Origin of the sequence: Idiomarina sp. 28-8, assembly GCF_000320945.2 — a bacterium.
GTDB lineage: Bacteria > Pseudomonadota > Gammaproteobacteria > Enterobacterales > Alteromonadaceae > Idiomarina > Idiomarina loihiensis.
Window position 1 is genome coordinate 733,113 of the sequence record NZ_DF266789.1, and the last position, 24,666, is coordinate 757,778.

Sequence of the window (24,666 nt, forward strand, 5' to 3'; positions counted from 1 at the left end):
CCTCATTATCTGAACAAAAACTGCAGATAAACAACTTTCGGCTCACCGATCATGAAATGCTGTTGTTACTGGCGTCTGCTGAAGAAAAAATTAACGACCCGCACTTATGGCAATTGGTTGTAGAAACACTGTTCAGTGACAGACTTAACCCACTGATTGACCTGACCGTTCACGCAAAAACACTAAAGCAGGCGCTTATTCATTTGTCGCGCTTTCAAAGCCTGCTACAGCCCTTTTTATTTACCCCCACCCAACGCTTTGAAAATTACTTACAACTGGACTTTATTCCGGTTGAGGGGCTGTCAGGGAAAATGAATCAACTCTGCTATTCTGCCAGTTGCAAAATTGGTGTAGCAATACTTTTAATGCTGGGCAGAGCTCGAGGCTTAGCTATTAACCAGTGGCATGTTGCTCTGCCTGATGATATTTCGCCCTTACCCACCTGGAAAAAATGGGTAAAAAAGGTGAGTTCACGCCCTATTTGTGGACTCTCTATTCCGGCGGAACAGCTTCAGGAACATTCGCCTGAGCGCAACTTAGCCCAATATCATCAGGCACTTAGCTTTTGTCAGATGCAGCATCAGACACAGGCTCAAGCTTCTGTCATGCTAAGCGTTTTTAAGTGGCTGGATTATCAGCTCGAAACGGGCCATGACGCCTCGCTAACCGAATTGGCGGCTGAAGTTGGCATTAGCCTTTCCTCGTGCAAACGTCTGCTGGCCAGTCATGGCTACAGCTTTCAACAAATATATGACCTGGTGCGGCTACACAAACTGCTGAACCTGCTGCAAAAGCACCCCTACAGCAATGTCGAGCTTGCGCAGAAGTTGGGGTACAGTAACCCCAACAACTTTCGACGCGCCTGCAAACGCTGGCTGGGTATTGTCCCGGAAGAGCTGCGCCAGCAGCAATCTGCGCTATTTATTTCCAATTCAGCTTTATGATCGGGCTACTCCCTCATCTGACAAGTAGGTAACAACAGCACCCGCAATATGCACAACAAGCAAAGCCGGCAGTACGTAAAGGCCGGTAATTTTATGCACTTCTTCCGCCGGTTCGTGAACAATACTGAGAGCAGTGAGATCAAGATTAACGGTAAACCAGTCAAACACAGCCAGTCCTTCATTTTCAGTAAACAAATACAAGGGACCGGTAATAATCAATAGTGTCAGCCCGAGTAAAATCAAATAGTGAACAACTCGGGCAAATTCGTGACGCCTATCTTGTTTTTTGTGCGCAGGGAAACCCATTTTTAAACGGTAGATTGTGCGCCAGAGCAAAAACCAGAAGGCAAAAAATCCAACGCCAATATGGGCGGCTTCGGCGTATGAGCCAGAGGCTCTGTCATTTGCAAAAAACATCATATAACCCAGAGTCAGTATGACAACCACAAAGATCACGCTGAACCAGTGGTTTATTCGCGACAAACCCGAATATCGAATATCCATAACAACTCCAAAAGGTGTTTAATGACTTGAGTATAGGCACACTACCTTAAGGAAATATTAAGCTTATGCGCTCAACGCCGGGAATACAGCCGCTTATTGATCCGTATCAAAAGTTACAATAAAACAGAACTCATCATCGATATGTCGAAAGTTAATCTGAACGCCGAGTTGCTCGGCCAAATTCTTCACAATACTCAGACCCAGTCCGGAGCCCTCAACATCTAGCTGTTTTCCGCGATAAAACCGCTCGGTAATTCGGTCAATATCAATAACATGGTCTGCAGCGACGCGGTTACAAACAAATATCTGGTTTTCGGTGACTTCGATTCCGATATGAGAGCCCGGAACCGCATACTTAATTGCGTTATCCAGTGCGTTAGCAAACAAAAGATAGAGGTAACTTTCATCACTTGTTTGCTGAAACACAGTAGGAAGTTGTGCATGGTAGCTCAGCCCCTTCGATTCCGCAGCGACGTACTGGTCGGCAAGTACCTGCCTGAGAACACTGGCAACATTCACTTGCTTTAGCTGTTCAGGTGGCAGCTCAGCTTTAGACAACTGCAATAAGCTTTCAACCAATTTAACCAACCGTTCGGTACTGTCTAGCAGAGGCTGAAGCTCATTCTGCTGCTCTGAGGTAGCGCTCCCAAGTCGACTCTGAATCTGAGCCTTCAAACTGGCCAAAGGAGTTCTAAGCTCATGAGCTGCATCTGCGGAAAAACGCTTCTCACGTAAAAACGTTTGCTCTATACGATTTATGTAGTGATTTAAAGAACGTTTTACTAATGCAACTTCCTCTCTGTCGTTATCTTCAACAAAGGCGGTGTAGTCGTCAGCACGTTTACGCCTTAACTCACCAGCCAAGCGATTAAAGCTGGAGAAGTTCCGGTTGATGGTCCACCATCCCAACCAAAGCATAAAAGGTAAAATCAGTAATATCGGAATAACTGTATCGACGGTTAAATCCATTCTAAGTTCAGAACGAAAGCCGTCTTCCTGCAACATTAGTATTCGCTGTCCAGTTGCGTTCTCTAAGCCAAATGCATGCCAAAGTTCGTCTTTCACTCTCTTAACTGAAAAACCCGGGATAAACTCAAAAGCACAGGCATCCGGGGCGCCTTCAGTTTGCATAAGAAGCAGCTCTTCAGTGTTTTCTATCCTATAAGACAGCTTATCTTCATAGTTGTGCGCACCGATTGATTCAATGATCACCCCGGCTTCAGGCAAGCGCTCGGAATTCACGGACATAAATGCAGATAAGGTTTTTGCCTGCTGCAGCATTTCTGCATCAAAGAGTTCATCAACTTCATGGCTCACTTCAAAGTAAATCCATACTGCTGACAAGGTTGAACTGACAAGATACAAAAGAGATACAGCAACAAGAATACGCCTACGAATAGAGTTTAGCTTGTGCCTTACACGCTTAACTAATTGCATTGCAGTCGGTAACCAATACCGCGAATAGTCTGAATCCACTCTTTATGGCCCAGCTTTTTACGTAAATTATGCACATGAACCTCCAGCGCGTTACTCTCTACCTGGGCTTCATTCTGAAACACAACCTGCTCGAGCTTGTCACGGCTGTGCACACGTTCCGGTGCGGACATTAATGCTTTCAGTAGCTCAAATTCGCGTCGGGAAAGGTTAACAGCCAGCCCTTCAACAACAACGGTATGGTTAGCGTCGTCCAAAACAATATCACCCACTTTTAACTCCGGGGAAGCATAGCCGCGCTGGCGACGAACCAGCGCGCGCAGACGGGCAGCCAGTTCGTTCATATCGAACGGTTTGATCATATAGTCGTCAGCGCCGTTATCCAGCTGCTTTACAATTTCACTGGATTGATCTCGCGCTGTCAGAACCAATACAGGCAACGTCATACCCTTTTTTCTGAGGCTGGCCAAAACGCGGGTTCCGTCTAAATCCGGCAACCCCAAATCCAGAACAACAGCATCGTAGTGAGTTCGGTTTAACTCGCTAATAGCCGCCGCTCCCGTGCGTACCCGCTGAACCAGGAACTGACGCTCGGACAAGCCGAGTTCCACAGCCTGTCCTAACATCGCATCATCTTCAACCAGTAACAACTCCATGCGGCCAATTACCTCTTCAGCTCGTGATGAATCTTTTTCAGTAACGCCTGAACCTCTTTGCGTCGCTCCGCATCAGCTAATGGTCTTTGTTCCCGCACTTCAGCGCTCAGCGCGTGCTCTGCGTATTTTCTTGCATCTGAGTACTTGCCCTGTTCATACAGATAGTCGGCGTAAAAGTAGTTAGGGTCAATACCGTCCGGGTTTATTTCCAATGCGCGTTGCAATAATTCACTGGCTTTGTCGTCGTCACCAAAACCAAACGGCCAGCCGGGAACTTTGTAATATAGCGTACCGAGACTTGCATAAGCAGAACCCTGCAAAGCTTGAGGGTCAAGCTGCAATGCTCTTTGCAGAGATTTTCTAGCGTCTTTTGCCAAACCCAGCGCACTCAATCCACCTTCAGCACCGGCCTGAGTACTTTTAATAATACCCAGCCAAATATGCGCTTCGGCGTTATCGGGCTCTTGCTCAACCCATTTTTCAGCTTGCGCCGACAGTTCTTCAAACGCTTTTAGCTGCTCGTCGCCCTCGATCTTATAATTCACTTCAGCCCAGCGTTGCTGAACGCTCAGCAACTGGCTGACTTCTTCTGCAGCAACCGGCGACAGGTAAAGCGTTACAGCTAACGCCATTGAGGTAACTAATACAGTTATTGGTTTCATAGCGATTTTTCCTTGATCAATTGGTGTAATAAAATTCGTGGCTTTTTCATACTGCGGTTAACCAGTTCCGGTAACAGCCCGTTAAGCCGGGCAAATAACTTTTCCGGCCAGCCCAGGGTTTTCAGTGGTTGTTGTTGCTCAATTTGATGAACGATTTGTTGCGCAACCCATTCCGGCGCATCAGCCGAGGTTTTCAACTGCTGGTTTAAACGACTGATAACGCCGTTATTGAGTTGCGTCTGTATTGCTCTGGGGGCGCAGTAAAGCACTCGTACGTCCTCTGGTTGCAACTCTCGCTGCAGCGCCTCACTAAACCCTCGTAGGCCAAACTTGCTGGCGCAATAAAGTGCCTGCCCCGGAAAACCAATGGCGCCAAATACAGAGCCAATATTCATGACCCAGCCATGATTTGCTCTTAGTCGAGGCAGTAGCCTATGAATAAGAGCCACGGGCACGGTTAGGTTGGTGTCGATAACACGCTGAATGTCCTCAGAGGTTGCGTCTTCAAGCAGTCCTTCATGTGTGGTTGCTGCATTATTGATAAGACCGGTAATGCGCAGGTTTTTCTGCTCAATAAACTGGTGCAAATGGCTTACTGCATCGGACGCACAGAGATCCAACACAAAACAGTCCTGCTGCAAATGCGCGGCAAGTGCAGTTAGCTCGGGCTCTGAGCGTCCTAATAATAAAAGTTTTGCTCCTTTAGCACTAAGCAGCTCGGCAAGTTGAATACCTAGCCCTCCGCATGCGCCCGTCAGTACTATGCTTTGTGATTTCCAGTTTATTTTGCTCATACACTCGCTTCCGGTTGTTCACCCGCAAGCTCCGGCAAAGCTCTGAACATATCACCATACAAGCGATAAACGTGTTTAGCGGTTTGAATAATGGCGCGCTGCGCGTCGGCGTCTTCAACTCGGTTCATCAGTTGCTCAAAAAACTGAACGTGCTCCTGATCCAGGTCTCCGTGGGACAGCAAATAACTAAAAGCTGACTCCGGCAAGCCAAGTGTGCTCTGGATTTTATGTGCGGCGGCCGTTGCCAGCTTCACGCTGGTTCCTTCCAGTACGTGTGCCATGCCAAAGAACGCCGTAGGATGCACATTGTCTATCGCGTTATAAACCAAAGACACCATGGCCTGTGTCGGTGTATGTGGCTCTGAGTTCTGCACCATATCCACATCGCCGCCAGCGGCATCGAGGTCGTTGAGTATCCAGCGCTCATGACCATATTCTTCGCCAATGTATTCAATAACCGCTTTGCGTAACCACTCATCGTTTAGCGACAGGCGGCTGCCACAGCGCATCAGCAATGGAACCGTATGCTTTACATGATGGTAAGCCTGACTTAAAAAAGCCTGATAACGAGGCAATGAAATATCGCCCTGCAATGCCTGTTGAATAGGTCTTGCGCTCAGCAAATACTGCTGTTCTGTCTGGGTCTGCTCACATAAAGTGTTAAAAAAGGACATAAAATACCTCTATAGCGTTAATAGCTCGGAATAGTCGTTAGCAATTTGCTGACGACGAAGACGTCCGGTTCCGGTCAACTGTTGGTTGGCCTGAGAAAAAGGTTCAGTGATAAGAAAATACCGCTCGATTTGCGCGTAGTCAGGAAGCTGCTGATTAACCGCTTTAACACGAGCGGCAACAGAGTCGATGTTTTCAGGAGAATATAGCAGCGCGGTAATGGGTAACTCTTCCGAGCCCCAAATGGCCGCTTGTCGGATGTTGGGCTGCAGGCTCAACAGGGCTTCTGGCCACTCAGGGTCAACATTGCGCCCAAACGCCGTAATAATAATATTCTTAATACGCCCGCCAATGCGCAGGTTGCCCTCAGCATCCCATGAGCCAAGGTCGCCAGTTCTTATCCTTTTCGGATACCAGGAGTCTGGCTCACCCAGGTAACCCAGCATGCAGTTGCCGGAGACCACAACTTCGCCCTCATCAATAGTCACCTGTGCATGAGGTAGCGGTTTGCCAACCGAAGCGACAACCGGACGGTCGGGTGAGTTCAATGCGACAACAGAACAAAACTCTGACAATCCATAGCCGTGAACCAGCGGCAGGCCTAATGCCAATGCTTTTGACTCCAACGGCAGGGGTAATTTTGCGCCTCCTATCGCTAACAACTTGAACTGCTGACTATCTAACAAACCTTGCTCAACACCCGATACAATAGCCGCCAACAGTGCAGGCGTTAGAATTAGGCTATCCGGTTGGTAGAGCCGTAGCGCAGCAAAAAAAGACTCTGCACAGAGTGATGATGATCCTTTCAGCCCCAGAGTTTCTGAACCAACCAGAACCACTTCATTACCTAGCCAAAGCGATAGATACACCCCGGCAATATTTTCCAGCAATACAGCAAGCGGCATCAGTACCATATGCCGCTTAACCTTCACCGCTCCCAGACGCTCCGCCAGTGCTTTCACTGTTTCCATCTGAGACGCGGCAGCAAGACAAACTCCTTTAGGTTCACCGGTTGTTCCTGAGGTATAGGTGATTTTAGCTGTCATCGACGGCAATTGCGGCGACGACAAGGTTTGCTGAACCAAATGCTGCTTCTGCTGTTCAGTAAAAAATGGTGGTACCGGGACACTGACTTTGCCCGCCCACAGCAGCGCCAGGTCATCTATAACCCAATCAATGGAGTTGGGTTTGTCGATAAGAACAACAGGGTCTGGCTGTTGCAGGTAATAGTCGCGTCGGGCGGCCACCCGACTAAGTAACGTGTGGTAAGTAATAGCCGTTTGCTCGTCACTTACAGAGAGCTGATTTGGATTACTTTTTGCGTGCGCTTGCAGTTGGTCAAAAAACTCAGTTACAGGCATGACGCAGCCCCTACTGTCGACCTGAAAACAGACGCAGGGCGTTGCTTAGTGAATAACGCATGCCCCTGGCTCAGCCAACCACCCAGCACAAACGGTGTGTGCTCATAGTAATTGCCCCATATATCGCGGACAGACTCGGGCAAAGCGTTTTTCTTAGCTTCGGCTAGAAGGGTTAATTCTATGCCTTGTCTCGCGAAATACTTTTGCAGAGCCCGGGTTGCAGTGAAGACAACAGCGGTTATTCCTCTCGACAAGAGAGAATCGATAACCGCCTGAAACAGCAAAGGTAAATAAGGCGGTGCCAGAGCGGCCATTGAACCGACTTCAGCTATATTTTCAAGCGCTGGCATCGGCTTGTTGCCAACAGAGTATTGTTGCAATGGCTTATCGAGATAGAACTCTGAAAACAACGGCTTTTGTTCGGCAAACTGAATACCACATGCCGCAACCAGAGTGTCGTTTTCGTACAGGGCTAGCAGCACCTCGGGCAGTTGACTAAGGCAGGCATTAAAATTGAGCCAGTAGCGTTCACAGATAAAAGCCTCAACCGACGACCGGTTAGCCTGTGTTGTTGTAACCCATTGGTAGCGCATGACGATTACTCCTTTTCCAGCGGACATCGCTGACAGAATCATTCATGCTGCTACTGTATGAGCGTTTACTTAAGAGAACCTTAAGGGCTATTAAGGAATAGTGGAGCGTTAGTTTGTAGAAAGTTCCTGAACATACCCAATAAATCAAAAAAACAGAATGCTAACCCAGACCACGAGCATAAACAGTAGGGCAAAAAATACCGCTGCAGAGGCTAAGTCTTTCGACCTTCCACTAAGCTCGTGGAACTCTGCCCCAACACGGTCAACAACGGCTTCTACCGCCGAATTAAGAAGCTCAGTAATGAGCAGAATAAAAAGACTTGCAAGCAATAGCAGCCGCTCAGCCAACGATGCTTCAACGTAAAAAGCGACAGGTACCAAAATCAAACACATTAGTGCTTCCTGTCGAAAGGCCGCCTCGTACTGCCACGCACTTTTCAGGCCTCGCAGCGAATTGAAAGTTGCGTACCAAATTCGTTCTAAGCCTTTCTTTCCCGGTTTCATTCTATCGCCCTCTTAGCCATCAACATCTTTAAATAACTTATTAAATGTTTCTTAAGGCTTACTTAAGAATGCGCTGCTAGTTTGCCTTTTATTAAGCAGCAACAAAGAACTAGTACAATATTTATGATCAAACCAATTTTACCAATTGCAGAATTATTGCGGCCAATATTTCTTTTCTTTGTTTCTGCGCTCGCTCTGCTTAGTGGATTCCGCTTTCTTCACTTCTCTCTGTACAGCAACCGTGTCAGCGAAGCTATAGGGTTAGGAGAGTTTTTCATTCTGGGCTTACGAGCCGATCTTATGCAAGTAAGCTATTTTATTATCATCCCATTTCTTGCGTTCCCACTTTTTATTCCTTTTATGAACCGATATCGAGTCCAGAGTCTCTGGTATCGTGCTGCTTTACTGTGGTTTACATTATGCTTCATCATTTTATGGTTCATGGAGATTTCAACACCGGCTTTTTTGGCTCAGTACGACACTAGACCCAACCGCTTATTCTTTGAATACCTAGAGTATCCCGCCGAAGTATTTTCCACACTATGGAACGGATTCAAAACTTGGTTAATGATAGGTGCGGCTTCTACTTTACTAACCATATACATTTTAAAGCGCATAGCCCGTATTATTGCTCAACGATTTCAACCAGAACCAATGCGCCGTCGGTATTTGTTGGGTGTTTACCCTCTTCTTCTAGTGATGGTAGTACTCGGCATCCGTTCAACACTAGCGCATCGCCCGGCTAACCCAGCATTTTTCGCGGTTACCTCTGATGCCATGGTCAATTCATTGATTCTGAATTCCACTTATACCTTAGAGTATGCACTTTACAATTTAAAACACGAATCAAAAGCAAATCTTATATACGGTGATATGAAAACCGATGAAGTTTTAACAACAGTTAAGCAGAACACTCACCTTAAAGAATATGAGTTTCCTTACAAAGATTACCCCACAGTACACTTTCAGCCTGCGACACGGAAAAGAGAAAAACCTCTTAATATTGTCATTATTTTAGAAGAAAGCCTGGGTGCGACATTTGTCGAATCACTTGGTGGCGTACCGGTAACACCTAATCTGGAGCGACTGAAATCAGATGGCTGGTGGTTTGAGCGGCTTTACGCAACAGGAACCCGTTCAGTACGCGGTATAGAGGCTGTTGTTTCAGGTTTTTTACCGACTAGAGCACGAAGCACCGTGAAACTTTCAAACTCACAGCGTCAGTTTTTTACACTTGCCGATGTTTTATCCCGGCAGGGTTATTTCACCGAGTTTATCTACGGCGGCCAGGCTCACTTTGACAATATGGCCAACTTTTTTGTCGGTAATGGCTTTCAATCGATTATCGATCAAGATGATTACAAAACACCGAATTTTACTGGGAGCTGGGGTGTTAGCGATGAAGATTTATTTAATAAACTACATCAGCGATTAGTAGTCAACACAGCTAAACACCCCACCTTCACCCTGGCTTTTAGCTCCTCTAATCACGAACCGTTTAAGTTCCCCGATAACACTATAAAGCTTCATGAGGAGCCTAAAAATACCGTGAATAATGCGGTTAAATATGCGGATTACGCACTCGGAGAGTTCTTTAGAAAAGCCAGACAAAGTAACTACTGGGATAACACCTTATTTTTGGTCGTGGCCGATCATGATACCCGGGTTTACGGTGACGACTTAATCCCTGTCAATAAATTCCACATACCAGGACTGATTTTAGGTGCAGATCTTGAACCCCGAACCATTAAGTCGACAGCAAGCCAAATTGATTTAGCTCCCACATTACTCTCTTTAGCAGGTGTTTCCGCCTATTTGCCAACAGTAGGGCAGGATTTAAGCCGCACAGATAAAGCTCCCGGAAACCGGGCAATGATGCAGTTTGGCGACAACTACGGATGGTTGGAAGGTGAGACTTTAACCGTTCTTAGGGTAAATAAGCCAACTGAGCATTATCGCTATATCCCGGAAGTCGATAAGCAAGAGCCGATAGAGGATCCGCTAAGCCCCGAGCAGTTAAAAAAAATAAGAGCATTCGCTATGTTGCCGTCTATTTTGTATCAATCGCGAGAATATTATGTTCCTAAAGATTAGACTACTTCGGCGTACCAAACAGAATCTTGTCGGCTTGACCAGCTAACGCAATGATCATGGTCACAACCCAAACGCCCAGTATCCACCAAAAAGTTGACCAGGACATCCATGCCAGGTCTAAAAACAGCAAGTCGAAAATCCAGACAATAAATGCCGCGAATAAAATTGAAGGCAGAAATACAACGAAAAGAACGCAAAGGGCTAGAGGTATCGTGCCCAGAGTTTTCATCCAGTTTAACAAAGAGGACATAATGGCTTCAGATTAGTGAGAATGGACTGAAAATTACATTGAGTTGCGGGAGATATCAACTCACCCCGTGATTTCCCGGAAAAATCGACTACTATTTGTTCTTAGGAGGCCTTTATGACTCAAGAAGAAATCAATTCTCAGGAATGGCATGACGAAAGCAACTGGTCACGGCCTTTGTGGCTCGGCATATACTTTAGCAAGAAAGATACGCGCAGCTGGGTGCCGAAATTTTATCCAATGCTTGGCTGGACAATTAATTTAGGAAAGCGGGCTGGAGCTGCATGGTTTATCGCTATTATTGCCGGGGCACTTGCCGCAGCATTTTTTGCAGGGTGGCTAACAGCCAGCAAGTAGCCACCCCTAAACCCTTTATTTTTTAAATTGCTGACTGGCCGATTTCAGCGCCGTTGATAAAGACTCTGTTGCCGACTCAAGTCCCTTACTAACGTCAGACCATGCGTCTTTGCTGGATTTCTTAACTTCTTCCAGCTTAGTTTCTGCATCATTTCTTAACGCTTCAAGTTCACTAATTTTTTCTTCATACTTAATTTCAGACTCCGCTTCCGACTGCTTTGCTTTCGCTTTTAAGCGGTCAATCTCAGCTTTCATTTCTTCTATTTTTGCTTCGTGCTTTTTCTCAAATGCGTCTTTGTTATCCATTTAAACCTCCAAGTTTTTACCGTTACTCAGTAACTTAATTAAAATAAGCATGGTCAAAAGTCGTCGGGGAATCAAGCGCCCCTTGGTTCTCATGTATGATTACTGTAAAGATGCTTGTCCGGTTTATGGTTTTCGGGTTTCATATTCGCATTACCCAATAGACAGGGACGTCATGGCAAAAAGTAGAACAAGCACGCTAGATCGGAGTATCAGGCTCTATGAGCGTTTTAAAGATTATGCCTGGTTAATGCCTGAGCCGGTGCACAATGCTTCCTGACTTTATGCCATTCATAATAAAGCTGATCTTGTCGCAAATAGTCTGCCGATGTCACAAAAGCTTAAATGAACTGTCAACGGCGGTTCATTTAAGCAGAGGAGTATGGACGAAACCCACAGTGGGAGATCGTTATGCCTCAGGCTCGCTTGAACGCCCGAACTTTGTTTATTTCCGACGTACACCTTGGCTCTAAAGATTGCAAAGCCGAATTTCTGCTTCACCTGCTCAAACGCGTTGATATTGAGCGGTTGTATCTGGTTGGCGACATTGTCGACTTTTGGGCAATGAAACGGCAGATATTTTGGCCGGATCAGCATCATAAGGTACTTCAGCAAATACTGGCAATGGCACGTAACGGTGTCGAGGTTATCTACATTCCCGGCAACCATGACGAAGTTATGCGTAAATATCGCCATCCAGATGTGGCCAGTATTCGCATTCAACGTCAGGCTATTCATACTACCGCTGACAACAAACGTTTGCTGGTAATGCACGGCGACGCGTTTGATGCCGAAACCTGCCATAGCCGCTGGCTGTCGTTTGTTGGCGACCATCTTTATGACTTCTTACTGTGGCTTAACCGAACAACAAACCGCATTCGCAACCTGTTTGGCCACAATTACTGGTCATTGTCGGCCTACGTGAAAAGCCAAATTGGTAAAGCCGAAGAAGTCATTGGCCGCTATCGGGCGGCCTCATTCCGCGAAACTAAAAAGCGTGGTTTAGACGGTATTGTATGCGGACACATTCATCACCCAGAATTGGTTGAGTCTGACGGCTTACTGTACGCCAATACCGGTGACTGGGTGGAAAATTGCACGGCTCTGTTTGAAAACCATGACGGCGAGCTGTCGCTGATGAAATACACATTCTCGGATGCTCAGCCAGCTCGCTTAAGTCGCTTTCGTCGGCGCCGTCGCGCCTATAACAACGCGGCCTAAAGGCTAAGTTAAGGTATCGACAATACCGCCTTCGACTCGCAGCGCTGCGCCGGTAGTGGCGCTGGCCTGCGGCGATGCCACGTAAACACTCATATTAGCAACCTCTTCAGGCGTTGCTAAGCGCTGAATAATGGACGAAGGCCGGTTCTCCTGAACAAAGCGGGACTCTATTGTTTCCTGTGAAACGCCCTCTTCCTCAGCCATGTCTTTAAGCATATTAAGCACGCCTTCTGAGCGTGTGGGTCCGGGCAGTATGGCGTTAACTGTCACTTGAGTGCCGCTAAGTACTTTCGCCAACCCCCGGGAAATGGACAACAGCGCTGATTTTGTCATGCCGTAATGCACCATTTCACTAGGAATATTAATGCCCGATTCACTGGATATAAACTGAATACGCCCCCAGTCACGCTCCTTCATGCCTTTCGCATAATGGCGCGAGAGTCTCACCGCACTCATCACGTTCACATCGAAAAATTGCTGCCAGGTATCATCATCCACCTCAAAGAAGTCCTCAGGTCCGAAAATACCGACATTATTAACCAAAATATCAGTGTCTGGTTGCTGTTCAGTCAGAGTTTTACAACCTTCCGCGGTTCCAAGATCGGCTGCGACACCTTCAATGCCAGCATCAGGAGCCGCTTTTTTAATCTTGGCGATGGCTTCATCAACCCGCTGTTGAGTACGCCCGGTGATCACAACATTAGCACCAGCCTTGGCGAGCCCTTCGGCAATTGCAAAGCCAATACCGGCTGTAGAGCCAGTAATAATGGCGTGTTTTCCGTTCAGATCAATGTGCATAAGCTGCTCCTTTTTTCTGAATACCCGTGCTACATAGAAAAACGATGAACGCACGGCTTGTTAAGGAAAACATGGGACTCTTTTTATTATATTCAAGGTGCAGAAGGCCGGAAAGTCGCCGCCTCTTTCTCTTCATTAGACGAAGGTTTACTCAGCTTCAGACTGCCTTCATGTAATACCAGATAGACCTCTGGCTTATCTGCCAAATGATAAGAAGACCACTCACTATTGGACAGGCCTTCAACTTGCTTAAAGGTCGCGTTGGCGATAAAACTGTCTGAGCCATCATGCTTGCTTACGGTTAACTTACCGTTTTCCGAAACAAGGTAGAAACCAGGTGATGCTTCAGGCTGAAACGAAACCGTATTCTTCTCACCGCGTAACGACTGCAGATGCCACAGCTGGCTATAGTTTTCTTTCTCACCTGCAGCAACAGCGGCACCGTCACCCTGATAAGTCAGAAACTCTTTATTTGAAAAGGCCTGCAACTGTTTCGCATTGTAGTGAATACCCGACGCCGTTGGGGTAATTTTCTGGATGCTGCCGTCCTCATTGTACTCAAGATGTTCTATCGAAACCGAACGACGATAATTCCCACCCGTTGGCAGCGCGGCGGTGTGATAAACCAAATACCACTGCTCTTCGAACTCAAGAACAGCCTGATGGCTAGTTCCGCTATCAGGTAACACATCCATTATCAGCCCCTGATATTCCCACGGCCCTTCAGGCGAGTCACTTACCGCATACGCCAGCTCTTCAGGATAATTCATCGCAAATGTCAGGTAATATTTATCCTGGTATTTATGCAGCCACGGCGCCTCAGTGAAGGTACCTGGCATGTTATTGATATCAACTTTATGAATTTCGCTGTCCAGTTCGGTCATATTGTCTTTCAGACGTGCGTAGTAGAGGTGCGTGTTCCCCCAATACAAATACGCTTGTCCGTCATCATCAATAAATACAGTTGGGTCGATATTGTCCCACGGCTCATCCTTCATAAATTCAGGCGATTCTGTCATATCAGCGGTTATCAATGGCCCGCCTATTGCGTCTTTCCAACCATTAACCGGGTCATCCGACACCGCCACTCCTATCGCAAAACCTTGTTTTTCCGGAGCGGGGTCGTCGTTTAGTACGGTTACATACCAGTAAAACTTACCGTCTCGTTCAGTCGCCTGGGCAGCCCAGGCGGTATCGCCTTTTGCCCACTCAAATTCCGTGCGGGGAAAAGCGCCTTCCAGCGTCCAGTCCTTTAAGTTTTCTGACGAATAGATAGACCACTCGCGAAGGACAAAAAAGTCGCCGTCTTCTTTAGCTTCGTCATGGCCTACATACAGATAGACCACACCGTCATGCACTAAGGTTGCCGGGTCGGCGGTAAAGCGTTCTTTAATAATAGGATTTCCGGCCACAGCAGAGCCAATAGCTGAAGCCGCCAGCACAAAGCCCCCGAGCATAGTCATTAATTTATTCGGCATATAACATGATTCCTGGTTTAAGGTATCCGGGAAATAGTTTTAGAGACTACCCCGAACCTAATTCGCACAAAGTTAATTTGTATTACTATAAGACATTAACTTATTTAACTATAAACCCTAAACTTTGTTTGTAAGCTGACTTTGCGTATCATTGAGACAAACGACACAGGAGCAACGCATGGCAGACAATAACAGTAATAAAGCGCTCAGGCTGGATAACCAGCTTTGCTTTGCGTTGTACTCAACCTCACTAGCAATGAATAAGCTCTACAAGCCGCTGCTCTCGAAGCTTGATTTGACCTATCCGCAATACCTTATTTTATTGCTTTTATGGGAGCGCGATGGCGTGACCATTACGGAAATAAGCCGCAAGTTGTTTCAGGAAAAAGGCGCGTTAAGTCCGGTTATTAAGCGGCTGGAGCAGCGCGGGCTAATAACCCGAAAGCGCAATATCGACGATGAGCGACAACTGCATTTATACCTCACCGAACAAGGTCGGCAACTGGAACAGTCTGCCTGCGATGTTCCGGAGCAGGTTTTCTGCGCCACTCAACTGGAGCCTGATGAGGCCCTTGCCTTAAAACACACCCTTGAATCACTGCGGGCGCAGTTACAAGACAAGCCCGACCACTAGCCAAGTCCGATGTATCGAAAATATCGATAACTTCGTTCGGAAAATACTGTTATCGCGATAACTGTTATTGCACTAACATTATGCGTATTAGTTCCCAACACACCAAATAGTGAGGTAATCGTTATGGATATTCTGTACAAAGCTGTAGCAACATCAACCGGCGGACGCGATGGTCAGTCAGAGTCTGACGACGGCCAACTGAAAGTAAAACTGACAACACCTAAAGAACTCGGTGGCGCAGGCGGTGATGGTACAAACCCTGAGCAATTATTTGCGGCGGGTTATTCAGCCTGTTTTATCGGCGCACTGAAGTTCGCTGCGGGTCAGGAAAAAGTTAAACTGCCCAAAGACACTGAAGTTAAAGCCGAAATAGGTATTGGTCAGATTGAAGGCGGGTTTGGTATTGATGCCACGCTGAACATTCATTTACCGGGCATGAGCCAGGACGAAGCGGAATCTCTTGCTGAAAAAGCACACCAGGTTTGTCCGTACTCAAACGCGACTCGTAATAACATCGACGTACGCCTGAACGTTACGGTGTAGCTGCGACTAACACCCGTGGTATTCAGAGTTTCAGCCGATCAGATTAACTGATCGGCTGGCTATTTCAGGCTCCAACGACTCCGCCGTCTTCACGAGTAATAATAACCGTTGCTGAACGCGGACGCGCACCGTTACCGGCAGGCCAGCTACTGCTAAACTTACCAGGCGCCAGTCGGTCACCAGGGTGCTGAACATTCACGAACATGGTTTTCCCGTCGGGCGTTGTAACCACCCCGGTAATTTCGCAATCCACAGGCCCCACCAAAAAGCGCTTCAACTCGCCAGACTCAGGGTTCGCAGCGTACATACCGTTATTACCAAAACTGCCCTCACTTAACAGCTCACCACTCATGTCCGTTTGGATCCAGAGCGTGCCTCTATGATCAAACCACAAGCCATCCGGACAGGCGAACTGGTTGTCAGACGTTAAAGTCAGGTCATCCCCTTCGGCACTTGGAGTGCGGGTACCCGCTTCGCCGCCCATTAAGAAAATGTCCCAGTGAAAGGATTCAGCGCTTTGCTGGTTGCCTTCGCTCCAGCGCACAATATGACCGTAAGCGTTTTCTGCACGTGGGTTCACAGCATTAGTCTGCACTTCAGTACGCCGGGTGTTATTGGTTAAACTGAAGTAGACTTCTTTGGTCGTTGGGTGAACAGCGCCCCATTCCGGACGGTCCATTTTCGTCGCCCCCATAACATCGGCCGCAAGCCGGGTATTTAACAGCACATCGGCCTGAGAATGGAACCCGACGCCCGCTTCGCTGGCCTTTGCCTGGAACTCTGAGTTTTCAATATCTAACGGCAGCCAGCGACCCGTTCCGTCATCATTAAAGTGCGCAACATACAGCGTACCTTCATTCAGCAAATCGCCTGAAGCAGTTGCTTTGTAATAAGGTTTCGCCGAAACAAACTTATAAATATATTCAAAGCGCGAATCATCGCCGGAATAAGCCACCAGCGGCTCTCCTTCCACTGCCGGAGCAAACACAATACCTTCATGAGCAAAACGACCCAGCATGCTTCGTTTAATATGTTGTTTGAAGGAAGCGATGTCAGCACCGCCTGCTATCAGGTGGGTTATGAAAGTCCATCTCAGTTTAGCCGCGAGTATAGCCGCTTATTTGGACAGTCGCCGAAAGCCGACATTAATGAATTCCGAGAGGCGTCTGAAAACAGTTACGCTCAGTTGGCCGGGTGATACTTCGTTTGATTCATTTTTTCGATGGTTGAGATAGATTATTTCTAATTATCTAAAGCTAGCGCACGAGCTAGTATAGGTGCCTCAAAATTGCTTTCACAGCAAGCGCAGTAATTAACAGGAGTACTTAAGTTGTCCGCATTATTTCAACCGTTCGAGTTAAAAGACGTACGTTTGCGTAACCGCATTGCCGTTCCCCCAATGTGCCAATATATGGCTGAAGACGGTGTCGTTAACGACTGGCATTTAAGCCATTACACCAGCCTGGCGCGTGGCGGTGCTGGCTTAGTGATTGTTGAAGCCACCGCGGTTTCTCCTGAAGGCCGCATTACCCCCAACTGCACCGGTCTCTGGAACGACGAACAGGCAAAAGCTTTTGCGCCGGTTGTCGAGAATATTAAAAAAGCAGGCGCCGTTGCCGGTATTCAAATTGGTCACGCCGGACGCAAAGCCAGCGCAAACCGCCCTTGGGACGGTGACGACCATATAGCTGAAAATGATGCTAAAGGCTGGCAACCAATATCGCCTTCTCCTATCGCTTTTGGTGCAAACCTGCCTCGCGAACCTAAAGAAATGTCGCTGGATGACATAAAACGCGTGCAAAATGACTTTGTTTCCGCTGCGGAACGAGCTCGTGATTTAGGATTTGAATGGCTTGAACTGCACTTTGCTCATGGTTATTTGGGACAAAGCTTCTTTTCCCCTCATGCCAACCAGCGTACTGACGAATACGGTGGTTCATTCGAGAACCGCGCCCGTTTTCTGGTGGAGACAGTTCGTGCGGTAAAACAGGTATGGCCAGATAATTTCCCACTAACTGCACGCTTTGGTGTAATTGAGTTTGACGGTAATGACGAGCAGCAGATGCAGGAGTCCGTTAAACTGACTCAGTTGCTAAAAGCTGAGGGACTGGACTTTTTAAATGTCAGTATCAGTTTCTCAACACCAAACGCCGAAATCCCCTGGGGTCCGGGCTTTATGGCACCTATTGCTGAGCGCATTCGTAAAGAGGCGGATATTCCAGTGGCTTCCGCCTGGGGCATTGATTTACCTCAGCTGGCAGAACACACGGTTGCACAAGGGCAACTGGATTTGGTCATGGTGGGTCGTGCTCATTTATCGAATCCTCACTGGCCTTACGACGCAGCCAAAGCACTGCGTGTCGAGAAGCCTTCGTGGGTATTACCAGCACCTTACGCGCACTGGCTTGAACGCTATTAGGTAATAAGTTGTTCGCAGCTCAAGCAAAGGCGGTCACCCTATACGGTGGCTGCCTTTGCTTATTAAGCGCCGAGATCCATTAAGTCGGTTTACGCGTATAAAGGGGTGATGAACAAATAACAGGAGGAATAATGAATACAAGTGATAAAACAGCTGAATTCACCGCCCCTGGGATTAAAGACAAGTCTGCCCAAGACGCTATAGCACTGCTCGACGACCGCCTGGTCGCACTGCTTGACCTTCAACTGACGCTTAAACATGTTCACTGGAACGTAGTTGGTCCAAACTTTATTGGCGTACATGAAATGCTGGACCCGCAGGTTGATAGCATTCGTGAAATGACCGATACCATCGCAGAGCGCATCGCCACTATGGGCGGCGTTCCCGCCGGTACCCCGCAGTCAATTGTGGACCGCCGTTCATGGAAAGACTATTCGATAGGCAGAGGTCTGGTAACTGAACATTTAGTTGCACTTGATAAAGTGTACAACGGTGTAAATAAAGACCACAGAGACGCGCTCAATAAACTCGCTGAACTAGACCCTGTTTCGGAAGACATGCTCACCGGCCAACTAGCCGAGCTTGAGCAATTCCAGTGGTTTGTCCGTGCTCATATCGAGTCAGCATCGGGTGAACTCAAAAGCTAATTAATTTGTACAATTAGTAAACCAACCCGGAAGCCCAGCAAGGATGTTGCTGGGCTTTTTGCTTTTAAAGCCAGACTACTGAAATTAAGAAAAGCCTATAAATACCGGGCTTCCCCCGATATAGCTAACAATTTATAACTTTGTTAATATCATTTGAATTAAAAATAATAATCATAACGAGATCCCCACATGCAAAAGCTTCGCCCACTGTATATTGCTTTATTAAGTGCTGCATTATTGCAGGCCTGTTCTCCTGCGAATCAAAACACCGATACCAGCTCATCGACCTCTAAACAAGTCGTTGAAGCTCCGGTAGCAGAAAAAATCCCTCATGAAATGATCATTCATGGTGATACCCGCATCGATAATTATTACTGGATGCGGGACGATGAACGTAAAGACCCTAAAGTATTGGCTTATCTTGAGGCTGAAAACGCTTATACGGATGAGATGCTGGCTCACACGGAAGATCTGCAGCAAAAGCTGTTTGAAGAAATGAAAAGCCGCATTGCCAAAGATGATAACTCCGTGCCAGTACGTGACGGCGGCTACTATTACTCAACAGAAATGCGCGGCGATAACGAGTACCCGATTTACGTTCGCAGTAAAGATTTTTCCGGTACCAACAAGCAAATTTTGTTAAATGTTAATGAGCTTGCTGAAGGTAAAGATTATTACTCCGTAGGCAGTCTGGAAGTTAGCCCGGACGATGCGATTCTTGCCTATAGTGAAGATACCGTTAGCCGCCGTATGTATGAAATTAAACTTAAGAATATGAAAACAGGTGAGTTACTCCCGGATCAAATCAAAAATACGTCTGGCGATATTGTCTGGGGTAACGACGGACAGCATTTTTACTACATAAAGAAAGACCCGGAAACCCTGCTGGGTTATCAAGTCTATCGTCATAAAGTGGGTACCGAACAGCAACAAGATGAACTGGTCTATGAAGAGCAGGACACAACCTTTTACACCGGCATTCGCAAAAGCAAAGACGACTCAAAAATTTATATTATCCATGATGCGACCGAATCTAAAGGCGTCTCGCTAATTGATGCCAATGACCCCAACGCCAAGCCGGTTGAGTTTGTGCCACGGGAAGACGGCCTAGAATACAGCATAGCTAAACACGGTGATGATTATTATGTGTTGACCAATCTGGATGCCGTGAACTTTCGCCTGATGCGGGTAAGCGCAGATAAGCTTGGCGACAAGCAGCACTGGCAGGAAGTTATTCCACATAAAGAAGACACTCGACTGGAAGACATTGAGCTGTTTGACCAGCATTTGGTTTATAAACAGCGCCAGCGCGGACTAACAGAGGTGTTCGTACGAAACCTAAATACCGGTGATGAACAAGAGCTTTCATTCCGCGACAAAGCTTACACGCTGTATTTTTACGGTAACAAAGAAGCCGATAACCCTGAGCTGCGCCTTTACTACACCAGTATGACCACTCCGGGTAGCCATTATAATGTAGACCTGAACAGTCTGGATAAAACGCTGTTAAAACAACAGCCTGTACTTGGCGATTTTAAACCTGAAAACTACGCTTCCGAACGGTTATTTGTCACCGCCCGGGACGGTGCTGAGGTACCGGTAACACTGGTTTACCGTAAGGACAAATTTAAAAAAGATGGCACCAACCCACTTTATCAATACGGTTATGGCTCTTACGGTTCTACTTCAGAACCCAGCTTTAGCAGCAACCGTCTAAGCTTACTGGATCGCGGCTTTGTTTTTGCTATCGCCCATATTCGCGGCTCACAAATGCTCGGTCGCCCCTGGTACGAAGACGGCAAAAAACTGAGCAAGAAAAATACCTTTAATGACTTTGTTGATGTGACTAAGTCATTGGTTGAGCAAGGCTATGGCGCTGAGGATAAAGTCTTTGCCATGGGTGGTAGTGCTGGTGGTCTGTTAATGGGCGCAGTGATCAATCAGGCTCCGGAACTTTACCTTGGCGTAGCGGCACATGTACCTTTTGTCGACGTTGTGACGACCATGCTGGATGAGAGTATTCCTCTCACTACCAACGAGTTTGACGAATGGGGTAACCCGAAAGAGAAAGTTTATTACGACTATATGCTGTCGTATTCACCTTATGATCAAATCAGCGCACAGGACTACCCTAACCTGCTGGTAACCACCGGACTCTTTGACTCGCAAGTTCAGTATTTTGAACCGGCCAAGTGGGTTGCCAAGCTCAGAGATTATAAAACCGATGATAATCTACTGCTGTTTAAAACCGAAATGGAAGCGGGTCACGGTGGTGTTTCCGGGCGCTTTAAGCGCTTGCAAAACACGGCGCTGGAATACGCTTTCTTTCTCGATTTACTGAAAAGCAAATGAGCCAGTTCACACAGTCTCGAACCTATAAGGCAACATTATGAATATTCGCGGCATTATAAGCAGCGCCCTACTTATGTCGGTTAGTCTGTTCACTCAGGCTGCCGACACCGGGCAAACATCTTCGCACAGCCTAACCTTGTCCGAAGCGAATAAGCTAATCACCCTGCCACTGCATTGTGTCGAGACACCTTATCCATACAAAACGGGAGTAATACTGGGAAGTGCCGATGATTTAAAGGAACCGTCGGTTATACACCCGATTTTTTATGGCTGCTTTGACTGGCACAGCGCTGCTCATGGTTATTGGTCAATGGTGACTTTATTGCGTCAGTTTCCAAACTTAGAACAGGCCGACGAAGTCAAAGCCATACTTAAACGTAATTTAACCGCTGAAAAAGTAGCGCGCGAAGTCGACTTTTTCAGTAAAGATATTAATGACTCGTTCGAGCGCACTTACGGTTGGGCCTGGTTGTTAAAGCTGTCTGACGAGCTCCATTCCTGGCAGGACCCTATGGCCAAAGACCTAGCCGCCAACTTACAACCATTAGCCGATTTAATTGTTGATCGCTATATCAACTTCTTACCTCGATTAGTTTACCCAGTGCGGGTGGGCGAGCATACCAACACGGCCTTTGGCTTAAGTTTCGCCTACGACTATGCCGTTAATCAGCAGCACACCGAACTACAGCAGTTAATTGCCAAACGCGCGAAAGACTATTTTCTGGAAGATAAAAACTGCCCCATAGGCTGGGAGCCCAGCGGCTACGACTTTCTTTCGCCCTGCCTGGAAGAAATTGGCTTAATGCAGCGCGTTCTGCCGAAGCAGCAATTTTTAACCTGGCTAGATGATTTTATGCCACAGCTCTCCGATCCCGAATTCAGTCTGGCGGTAGGTGAAGTTGGCGACAGAACCGATGGCAAACTGGTCCATCTGGATGGATTAAACTTTAGCCGCGCCTGGAACCTCTATGCGCTGGCGAACCAATACCCGCGGTACGGGCATTTACGCAAAATAGCCGATAAGCATATGGCGCACTCTTACCCCAATCTAATCGGCGATAGCTACGAAGGTGGTCATTGGCTGGGCAGTTTTGCTATTCAGGCGTTAAATCAGACCCCGCGGTAGTTGCTGACAGAAAAGACGGGGACAAAAGAGTTTATAAACGGCCACTCATTGAGGAGTGGCCGGTAAGTTAAAAGCTAACCCTGCGAGGAATTACTCCTTAACCACGTTGATTGCCTTAACATTAACAAACTCATGCATGCCAAAACCGCCATGTTCGCGGCCGTAGCCTGAGTCCTTAACACCACCAAAGGGCATCTCTGGTGTTGCAACGCCGAAGCCGTTGATGAAAACCATACCGGTATCGAAGTATTTGCTCGCCAACTCCGTGGCACGCTGCACATCTTTTGAGATAATACCACCACCAAGGCCGTAGCGGCTGTCGTTAGCTATGCGCATAGCGTCTTCGTCATCCTTAGCACGAATCAATGCGGCAACTGGGCCGAACAGCTCGTCATCGTAAGCCGGCTGACCCGGTTCGACATTTTCCAGCACGGTTACCGGATAAAAGGCACCTTTGCCCTCAGGTTTCTCCCCGCCACAAAGTATGCGGGCGCCTTTACTCACGCTTTCTTCAACCTGTTTATGCAATTGGTCTCGCAGATCAACACGGGCCATAGGGCCTACATCCGTATCGCTTTGCGTAGGGTCACCAACTTTCAGAGCTTTCATCTTCTCAACATAGCGCTCTTTGAATGCCTCGTAGTTAGCCTCGGTCACCACGAACCGCTTGGCAGCCACACAAGTCTGTCCGGTGTTGAATACCCGTCCCATAACGCAGGTATCCACCGCAACCTCGAGGTCGGCATCGTCGAGCACCAGGTACGCGTCGTTAGAGCCAAGTTCCAGCACCGTCTTTTTGAGATGCTTAGCAGCCTGAGTCGCCACTTTACGTCCTGCGCCGTCGCTCCCGGTGAGAGTCACACCACGTACCAGTGAGTGAGCAATGACTTCATCCGAAGTCTCGTGGGAAATAACCAAGGTGCGGAACACGTTTTCAGGCAGTCCTGCTTCGCGATAAATTTTTTCCAGCAACAAGCCACTACCGGTAACGTTTTCTGCATGTTTCAGCAGCACAGTGTTGCCGGCCATGATGTTAGCTATCGAATAGCGCACGACTTGATAAGCGGGAAAGTTCCATGGCTGAATGCCATAGACGATGCCTATTGGCGAGTAAGTGACAATACCTCGCTGACCGTTGCCTGGCTTGCGTTCTTCATCAGCCAACTCTTCCGGGCCATGCTCAGCGGTGTAGTCGCATATACCCACGCACAGGTCAATTTCCTGACGTGCCTGTTCGGGCAGTTTCCCCATTTCTTTAACCATGAGGTCGGCAAACTCTTCCTTGTGTTCTTGCAGCGCCTTACCGATAGCTTTCACGCTCTTAGCACGCTGCTCCAGCGACTCAAGACGCCATTGTAAAAATGCAGCGTGGCTCTCCTCGATTATCTGAGTGACCTCGGCAAGATCCATTTTCGTATAGCTTTTCAGCTGTTCGCCGTTAGAGGGATTGATCGTAGTAATTTGGTTACTCATTCTATCTCCCGTTCATTGTCTATAAGTAAACATTGGTAAATTCTCTAAACCAATCAGGTTTTAGATCGACGTGTTTTAACGCCTTGCGCTATAGACGACCGGTCTATTCTTAACTGTAGCGGACAATGAGCAATTCTGTCAAATCGACTCAGAGTGATGAGCCGGTGAACTCGGGTATAGCGGATAACGGCCTTTTAAGCCTTAGTATCGCTGCAATCCAGCATTAGAAGAGTTGAATTCCGCGCTTCATGTAGAGGTTCCTTGTCCTGGCTTAATTTAGCGAGCAATGCCGCACCCATCCACATCTGGTAAAGCACCCGAGCCAATTGAAGGGGAGGAGCTCCATCAGCTAGCGAGCCATCACTACGACCATTCTCAATCAAAGTCGCAATCTTTACTATGAGCTGCTGCACGCCATCATCCAGGATCTGCCGCATAGTCTCAGACATGTCTGCAACCTCAGCCGCAAGCTTCACCACCAGACACTCTTCCGCCCAACCACGTGTCGGGTCATCAGGGTCAGCTATCCAGGCATCCCAGTAACGCATTAAATTGTCTCGGCCACTACCCGATGCCGTAAGCAGCTGCTCAAACTTACATCCGTAATCATTGGTGTACTCTTTCAACAACTCGCAACCAAAGGCTTCCTTCGATGGAAAATAATGATAGAAGGAACCTTTTGGGATACCACAACTCTTAAGAATTTCCTGCAACCCCACCGCAGCAAAGCCTTTTTTAAGTACCAACCGGTACCCCGTCTCAAGAATATGCTGGCGTTTGGTTGCCGCTTTTTTTGTTCGTTGCATTAATAGAACCTCTAATTACGTCGCCTGAACGTTCCTAATTTTCT

27 protein-coding genes are annotated in these 24,666 nt (G+C 47.5%); 11 read left to right on the top strand and 16 right to left on the bottom strand.

What is annotated here, in order from left to right:
* Window positions 1–944 (top strand): helix-turn-helix transcriptional regulator (locus RJ32_RS03645; protein WP_235598911.1); only part of this gene is annotated, 944 nt, incomplete at its 5' end.
* On the opposite strand, the gene RJ32_RS03650 is transcribed toward RJ32_RS03645, so the two are convergent.
* The 9 genes from RJ32_RS03650 to RJ32_RS03690 form a co-directional block, all read right to left on the bottom strand.
* Window positions 939–1,448 (bottom strand): cytochrome b, encoded by a 510-nt coding sequence (locus tag RJ32_RS03650; protein ID WP_034819164.1) that lies wholly within the window; start codon window positions 1,446–1,448, stop codon window positions 939–941. The two genes, RJ32_RS03645 and RJ32_RS03650, sit on opposite strands and share 6 nt — an antisense overlap.
* Window positions 1,449–1,541: 93 nt before the next feature.
* Window positions 1,542–2,885 carry a histidine kinase dimerization/phospho-acceptor domain-containing protein gene (locus tag RJ32_RS03655; RefSeq protein WP_235598912.1) on the bottom strand — a complete coding sequence of 448 codons (1,344 nt, stop codon included), beginning with the start codon at window positions 2,883–2,885 and terminating at the stop codon, window positions 1,542–1,544.
* Window positions 2,876–3,538: a response regulator transcription factor gene (locus tag RJ32_RS03660; RefSeq protein ID WP_034819167.1), complete on the bottom strand. Its 663-nt coding sequence runs from the start codon at window positions 3,536–3,538 to the stop codon at window positions 2,876–2,878. Before RJ32_RS03660 ends, RJ32_RS03655 begins: the two co-directional genes overlap by 10 nt.
* Before the next feature lie 8 nt (window positions 3,539–3,546).
* Window positions 3,547–4,200 carry a hypothetical protein gene (locus RJ32_RS03665; protein ID WP_034819169.1) on the bottom strand — a complete coding sequence of 218 codons (654 nt, stop codon included), beginning with the start codon at window positions 4,198–4,200 and terminating at the stop codon, window positions 3,547–3,549.
* Complete coding sequence (locus RJ32_RS03670; protein ID WP_034819171.1) at window positions 4,197–4,994, bottom strand: SDR family oxidoreductase; 798 nt, start codon at window positions 4,992–4,994, stop codon at window positions 4,197–4,199. The genes RJ32_RS03665 and RJ32_RS03670 overlap by 4 nt, the downstream gene beginning before the upstream one ends.
* Complete coding sequence (locus RJ32_RS03675; RefSeq protein WP_034819173.1) at window positions 4,991–5,668, bottom strand: TenA family transcriptional regulator; 678 nt, start codon at window positions 5,666–5,668, stop codon at window positions 4,991–4,993. The genes RJ32_RS03670 and RJ32_RS03675 overlap by 4 nt, the downstream gene beginning before the upstream one ends.
* Before the next feature lie 9 nt (window positions 5,669–5,677).
* Window positions 5,678–7,027 (bottom strand): AMP-binding protein, encoded by a 1,350-nt coding sequence (locus tag RJ32_RS03680; protein WP_011233354.1) that lies wholly within the window; start codon window positions 7,025–7,027, stop codon window positions 5,678–5,680.
* Window positions 7,018–7,620 carry a thermostable hemolysin gene (locus tag RJ32_RS03685; RefSeq protein WP_034819176.1) on the bottom strand — a complete coding sequence of 201 codons (603 nt, stop codon included), beginning with the start codon at window positions 7,618–7,620 and terminating at the stop codon, window positions 7,018–7,020. The genes RJ32_RS03680 and RJ32_RS03685 overlap by 10 nt, the downstream gene beginning before the upstream one ends.
* Window positions 7,621–7,764: 144 nt before the next feature.
* Complete coding sequence (locus RJ32_RS03690) at window positions 7,765–8,124, bottom strand: diacylglycerol kinase (protein WP_011233352.1); 360 nt, start codon at window positions 8,122–8,124, stop codon at window positions 7,765–7,767.
* 123 nt (window positions 8,125–8,247) lie between these two features.
* Here RJ32_RS03690 and RJ32_RS03695 point away from each other — a divergent pair, with 123 nt between their 5' ends.
* Window positions 8,248–10,218 carry an LTA synthase family protein gene (locus RJ32_RS03695; RefSeq protein ID WP_011233351.1) on the top strand — a complete coding sequence of 657 codons (1,971 nt, stop codon included), beginning with the start codon at window positions 8,248–8,250 and terminating at the stop codon, window positions 10,216–10,218.
* Between the two features lies 1 nt (window position 10,219).
* Here the strand turns inward: RJ32_RS03695 and RJ32_RS03700 are convergent, their stop codons facing one another.
* The gene (locus RJ32_RS03700; RefSeq protein WP_011233350.1) at window positions 10,220–10,468 is read right to left on the bottom strand and encodes a hypothetical protein; all 249 of its coding nucleotides are present in this window, start codon (window positions 10,466–10,468) and stop codon (window positions 10,220–10,222) included.
* A 114-nt stretch (window positions 10,469–10,582) separates the two neighbouring features.
* On the opposite strand from RJ32_RS03700, the gene RJ32_RS03705 reads away from it, so the two are divergent.
* Window positions 10,583–10,822 carry a hypothetical protein gene (locus RJ32_RS03705; protein ID WP_011233349.1) on the top strand — a complete coding sequence of 80 codons (240 nt, stop codon included), beginning with the start codon at window positions 10,583–10,585 and terminating at the stop codon, window positions 10,820–10,822.
* Between the two features lie 15 nt (window positions 10,823–10,837).
* Here the strand turns inward: RJ32_RS03705 and RJ32_RS03710 are convergent, their stop codons facing one another.
* Window positions 10,838–11,128 (bottom strand): hypothetical protein, encoded by a 291-nt coding sequence (locus RJ32_RS03710; protein ID WP_011233348.1) that lies wholly within the window; start codon window positions 11,126–11,128, stop codon window positions 10,838–10,840.
* 408 nt (window positions 11,129–11,536) lie between these two features.
* Between RJ32_RS03710 and RJ32_RS03715 the strand changes: the two genes are divergently transcribed.
* Window positions 11,537–12,346, top strand: coding sequence for a UDP-2,3-diacylglucosamine diphosphatase (locus tag RJ32_RS03715; protein ID WP_011233347.1), 810 nt, complete (start codon window positions 11,537–11,539; stop codon window positions 12,344–12,346).
* A gap of 3 nt (window positions 12,347–12,349) precedes the next feature.
* On the opposite strand, the gene RJ32_RS03720 is transcribed toward RJ32_RS03715, so the two are convergent.
* Window positions 12,350–13,144 carry an SDR family NAD(P)-dependent oxidoreductase gene (locus RJ32_RS03720; RefSeq protein WP_011233346.1) on the bottom strand — a complete coding sequence of 265 codons (795 nt, stop codon included), beginning with the start codon at window positions 13,142–13,144 and terminating at the stop codon, window positions 12,350–12,352.
* Window positions 13,145–13,236: 92 nt separating this feature from the next.
* A complete protein-coding gene (locus RJ32_RS03725) occupies window positions 13,237–14,622 on the bottom strand; it encodes a family 43 glycosylhydrolase (RefSeq protein WP_011233345.1) in 1,386 nt (461 codons plus the stop codon).
* A 178-nt stretch (window positions 14,623–14,800) separates the two neighbouring features.
* Here RJ32_RS03725 and RJ32_RS03730 point away from each other — a divergent pair, with 178 nt between their 5' ends.
* Window positions 14,801–15,256 carry a MarR family winged helix-turn-helix transcriptional regulator gene (locus RJ32_RS03730; RefSeq protein WP_011233344.1) on the top strand — a complete coding sequence of 152 codons (456 nt, stop codon included), beginning with the start codon at window positions 14,801–14,803 and terminating at the stop codon, window positions 15,254–15,256.
* Window positions 15,257–15,379: 123 nt separating this feature from the next.
* The gene (locus RJ32_RS03735; RefSeq protein WP_034819178.1) at window positions 15,380–15,799 is read left to right on the top strand and encodes an organic hydroperoxide resistance protein; all 420 of its coding nucleotides are present in this window, start codon (window positions 15,380–15,382) and stop codon (window positions 15,797–15,799) included.
* A 64-nt stretch (window positions 15,800–15,863) separates the two neighbouring features.
* On the opposite strand, the gene RJ32_RS03740 is transcribed toward RJ32_RS03735, so the two are convergent.
* Window positions 15,864–16,817, bottom strand: coding sequence for a PhoX family phosphatase (locus tag RJ32_RS03740; RefSeq protein ID WP_235598913.1), 954 nt, complete (start codon window positions 16,815–16,817; stop codon window positions 15,864–15,866).
* Here RJ32_RS03740 and RJ32_RS14470 point away from each other — a divergent pair.
* The 5 genes from RJ32_RS14470 (at window position 16,797) to RJ32_RS03760 (ending at window position 22,343) form a co-directional block, all read left to right on the top strand.
* Complete coding sequence (locus RJ32_RS14470) at window positions 16,797–16,997, top strand: AraC family transcriptional regulator (protein ID WP_370543288.1); 201 nt, start codon at window positions 16,797–16,799, stop codon at window positions 16,995–16,997. The genes RJ32_RS03740 and RJ32_RS14470 overlap by 21 nt on opposite strands.
* Window positions 16,998–17,129: 132 nt before the next feature.
* Complete coding sequence (locus tag RJ32_RS03745) at window positions 17,130–18,218, top strand: NADH:flavin oxidoreductase/NADH oxidase (protein ID WP_034819180.1); 1,089 nt, start codon at window positions 17,130–17,132, stop codon at window positions 18,216–18,218.
* A gap of 131 nt (window positions 18,219–18,349) precedes the next feature.
* Window positions 18,350–18,865 (top strand): DNA starvation/stationary phase protection protein Dps, encoded by a 516-nt coding sequence (gene dps, locus RJ32_RS03750; protein WP_034819182.1) that lies wholly within the window; start codon window positions 18,350–18,352, stop codon window positions 18,863–18,865.
* Window positions 18,866–19,054: 189 nt separating this feature from the next.
* Window positions 19,055–21,217: a S9 family peptidase gene (locus tag RJ32_RS03755; RefSeq protein WP_034819184.1), complete on the top strand. Its 2,163-nt coding sequence runs from the start codon at window positions 19,055–19,057 to the stop codon at window positions 21,215–21,217.
* A 37-nt stretch (window positions 21,218–21,254) separates the two neighbouring features.
* Complete coding sequence (locus tag RJ32_RS03760; RefSeq protein WP_034819186.1) at window positions 21,255–22,343, top strand: DUF2891 domain-containing protein; 1,089 nt, start codon at window positions 21,255–21,257, stop codon at window positions 22,341–22,343.
* 90 nt (window positions 22,344–22,433) lie between these two features.
* Here RJ32_RS03760 and RJ32_RS03765 read toward each other — a convergent pair whose 3' ends face one another.
* Together RJ32_RS03765 and RJ32_RS03770 are read right to left on the bottom strand one after the other, a co-directional pair.
* Window positions 22,434–23,816, bottom strand: a complete 1,383-nt coding sequence (locus RJ32_RS03765) for an NAD-dependent succinate-semialdehyde dehydrogenase (RefSeq protein WP_034819188.1) — start codon at window positions 23,814–23,816, stop codon at window positions 22,434–22,436.
* A gap of 194 nt (window positions 23,817–24,010) precedes the next feature.
* Window positions 24,011–24,622 carry a TetR/AcrR family transcriptional regulator gene (locus RJ32_RS03770; protein WP_034819190.1) on the bottom strand — a complete coding sequence of 204 codons (612 nt, stop codon included), beginning with the start codon at window positions 24,620–24,622 and terminating at the stop codon, window positions 24,011–24,013.
* Window positions 24,623–24,666 lie beyond the last annotated feature (44 nt).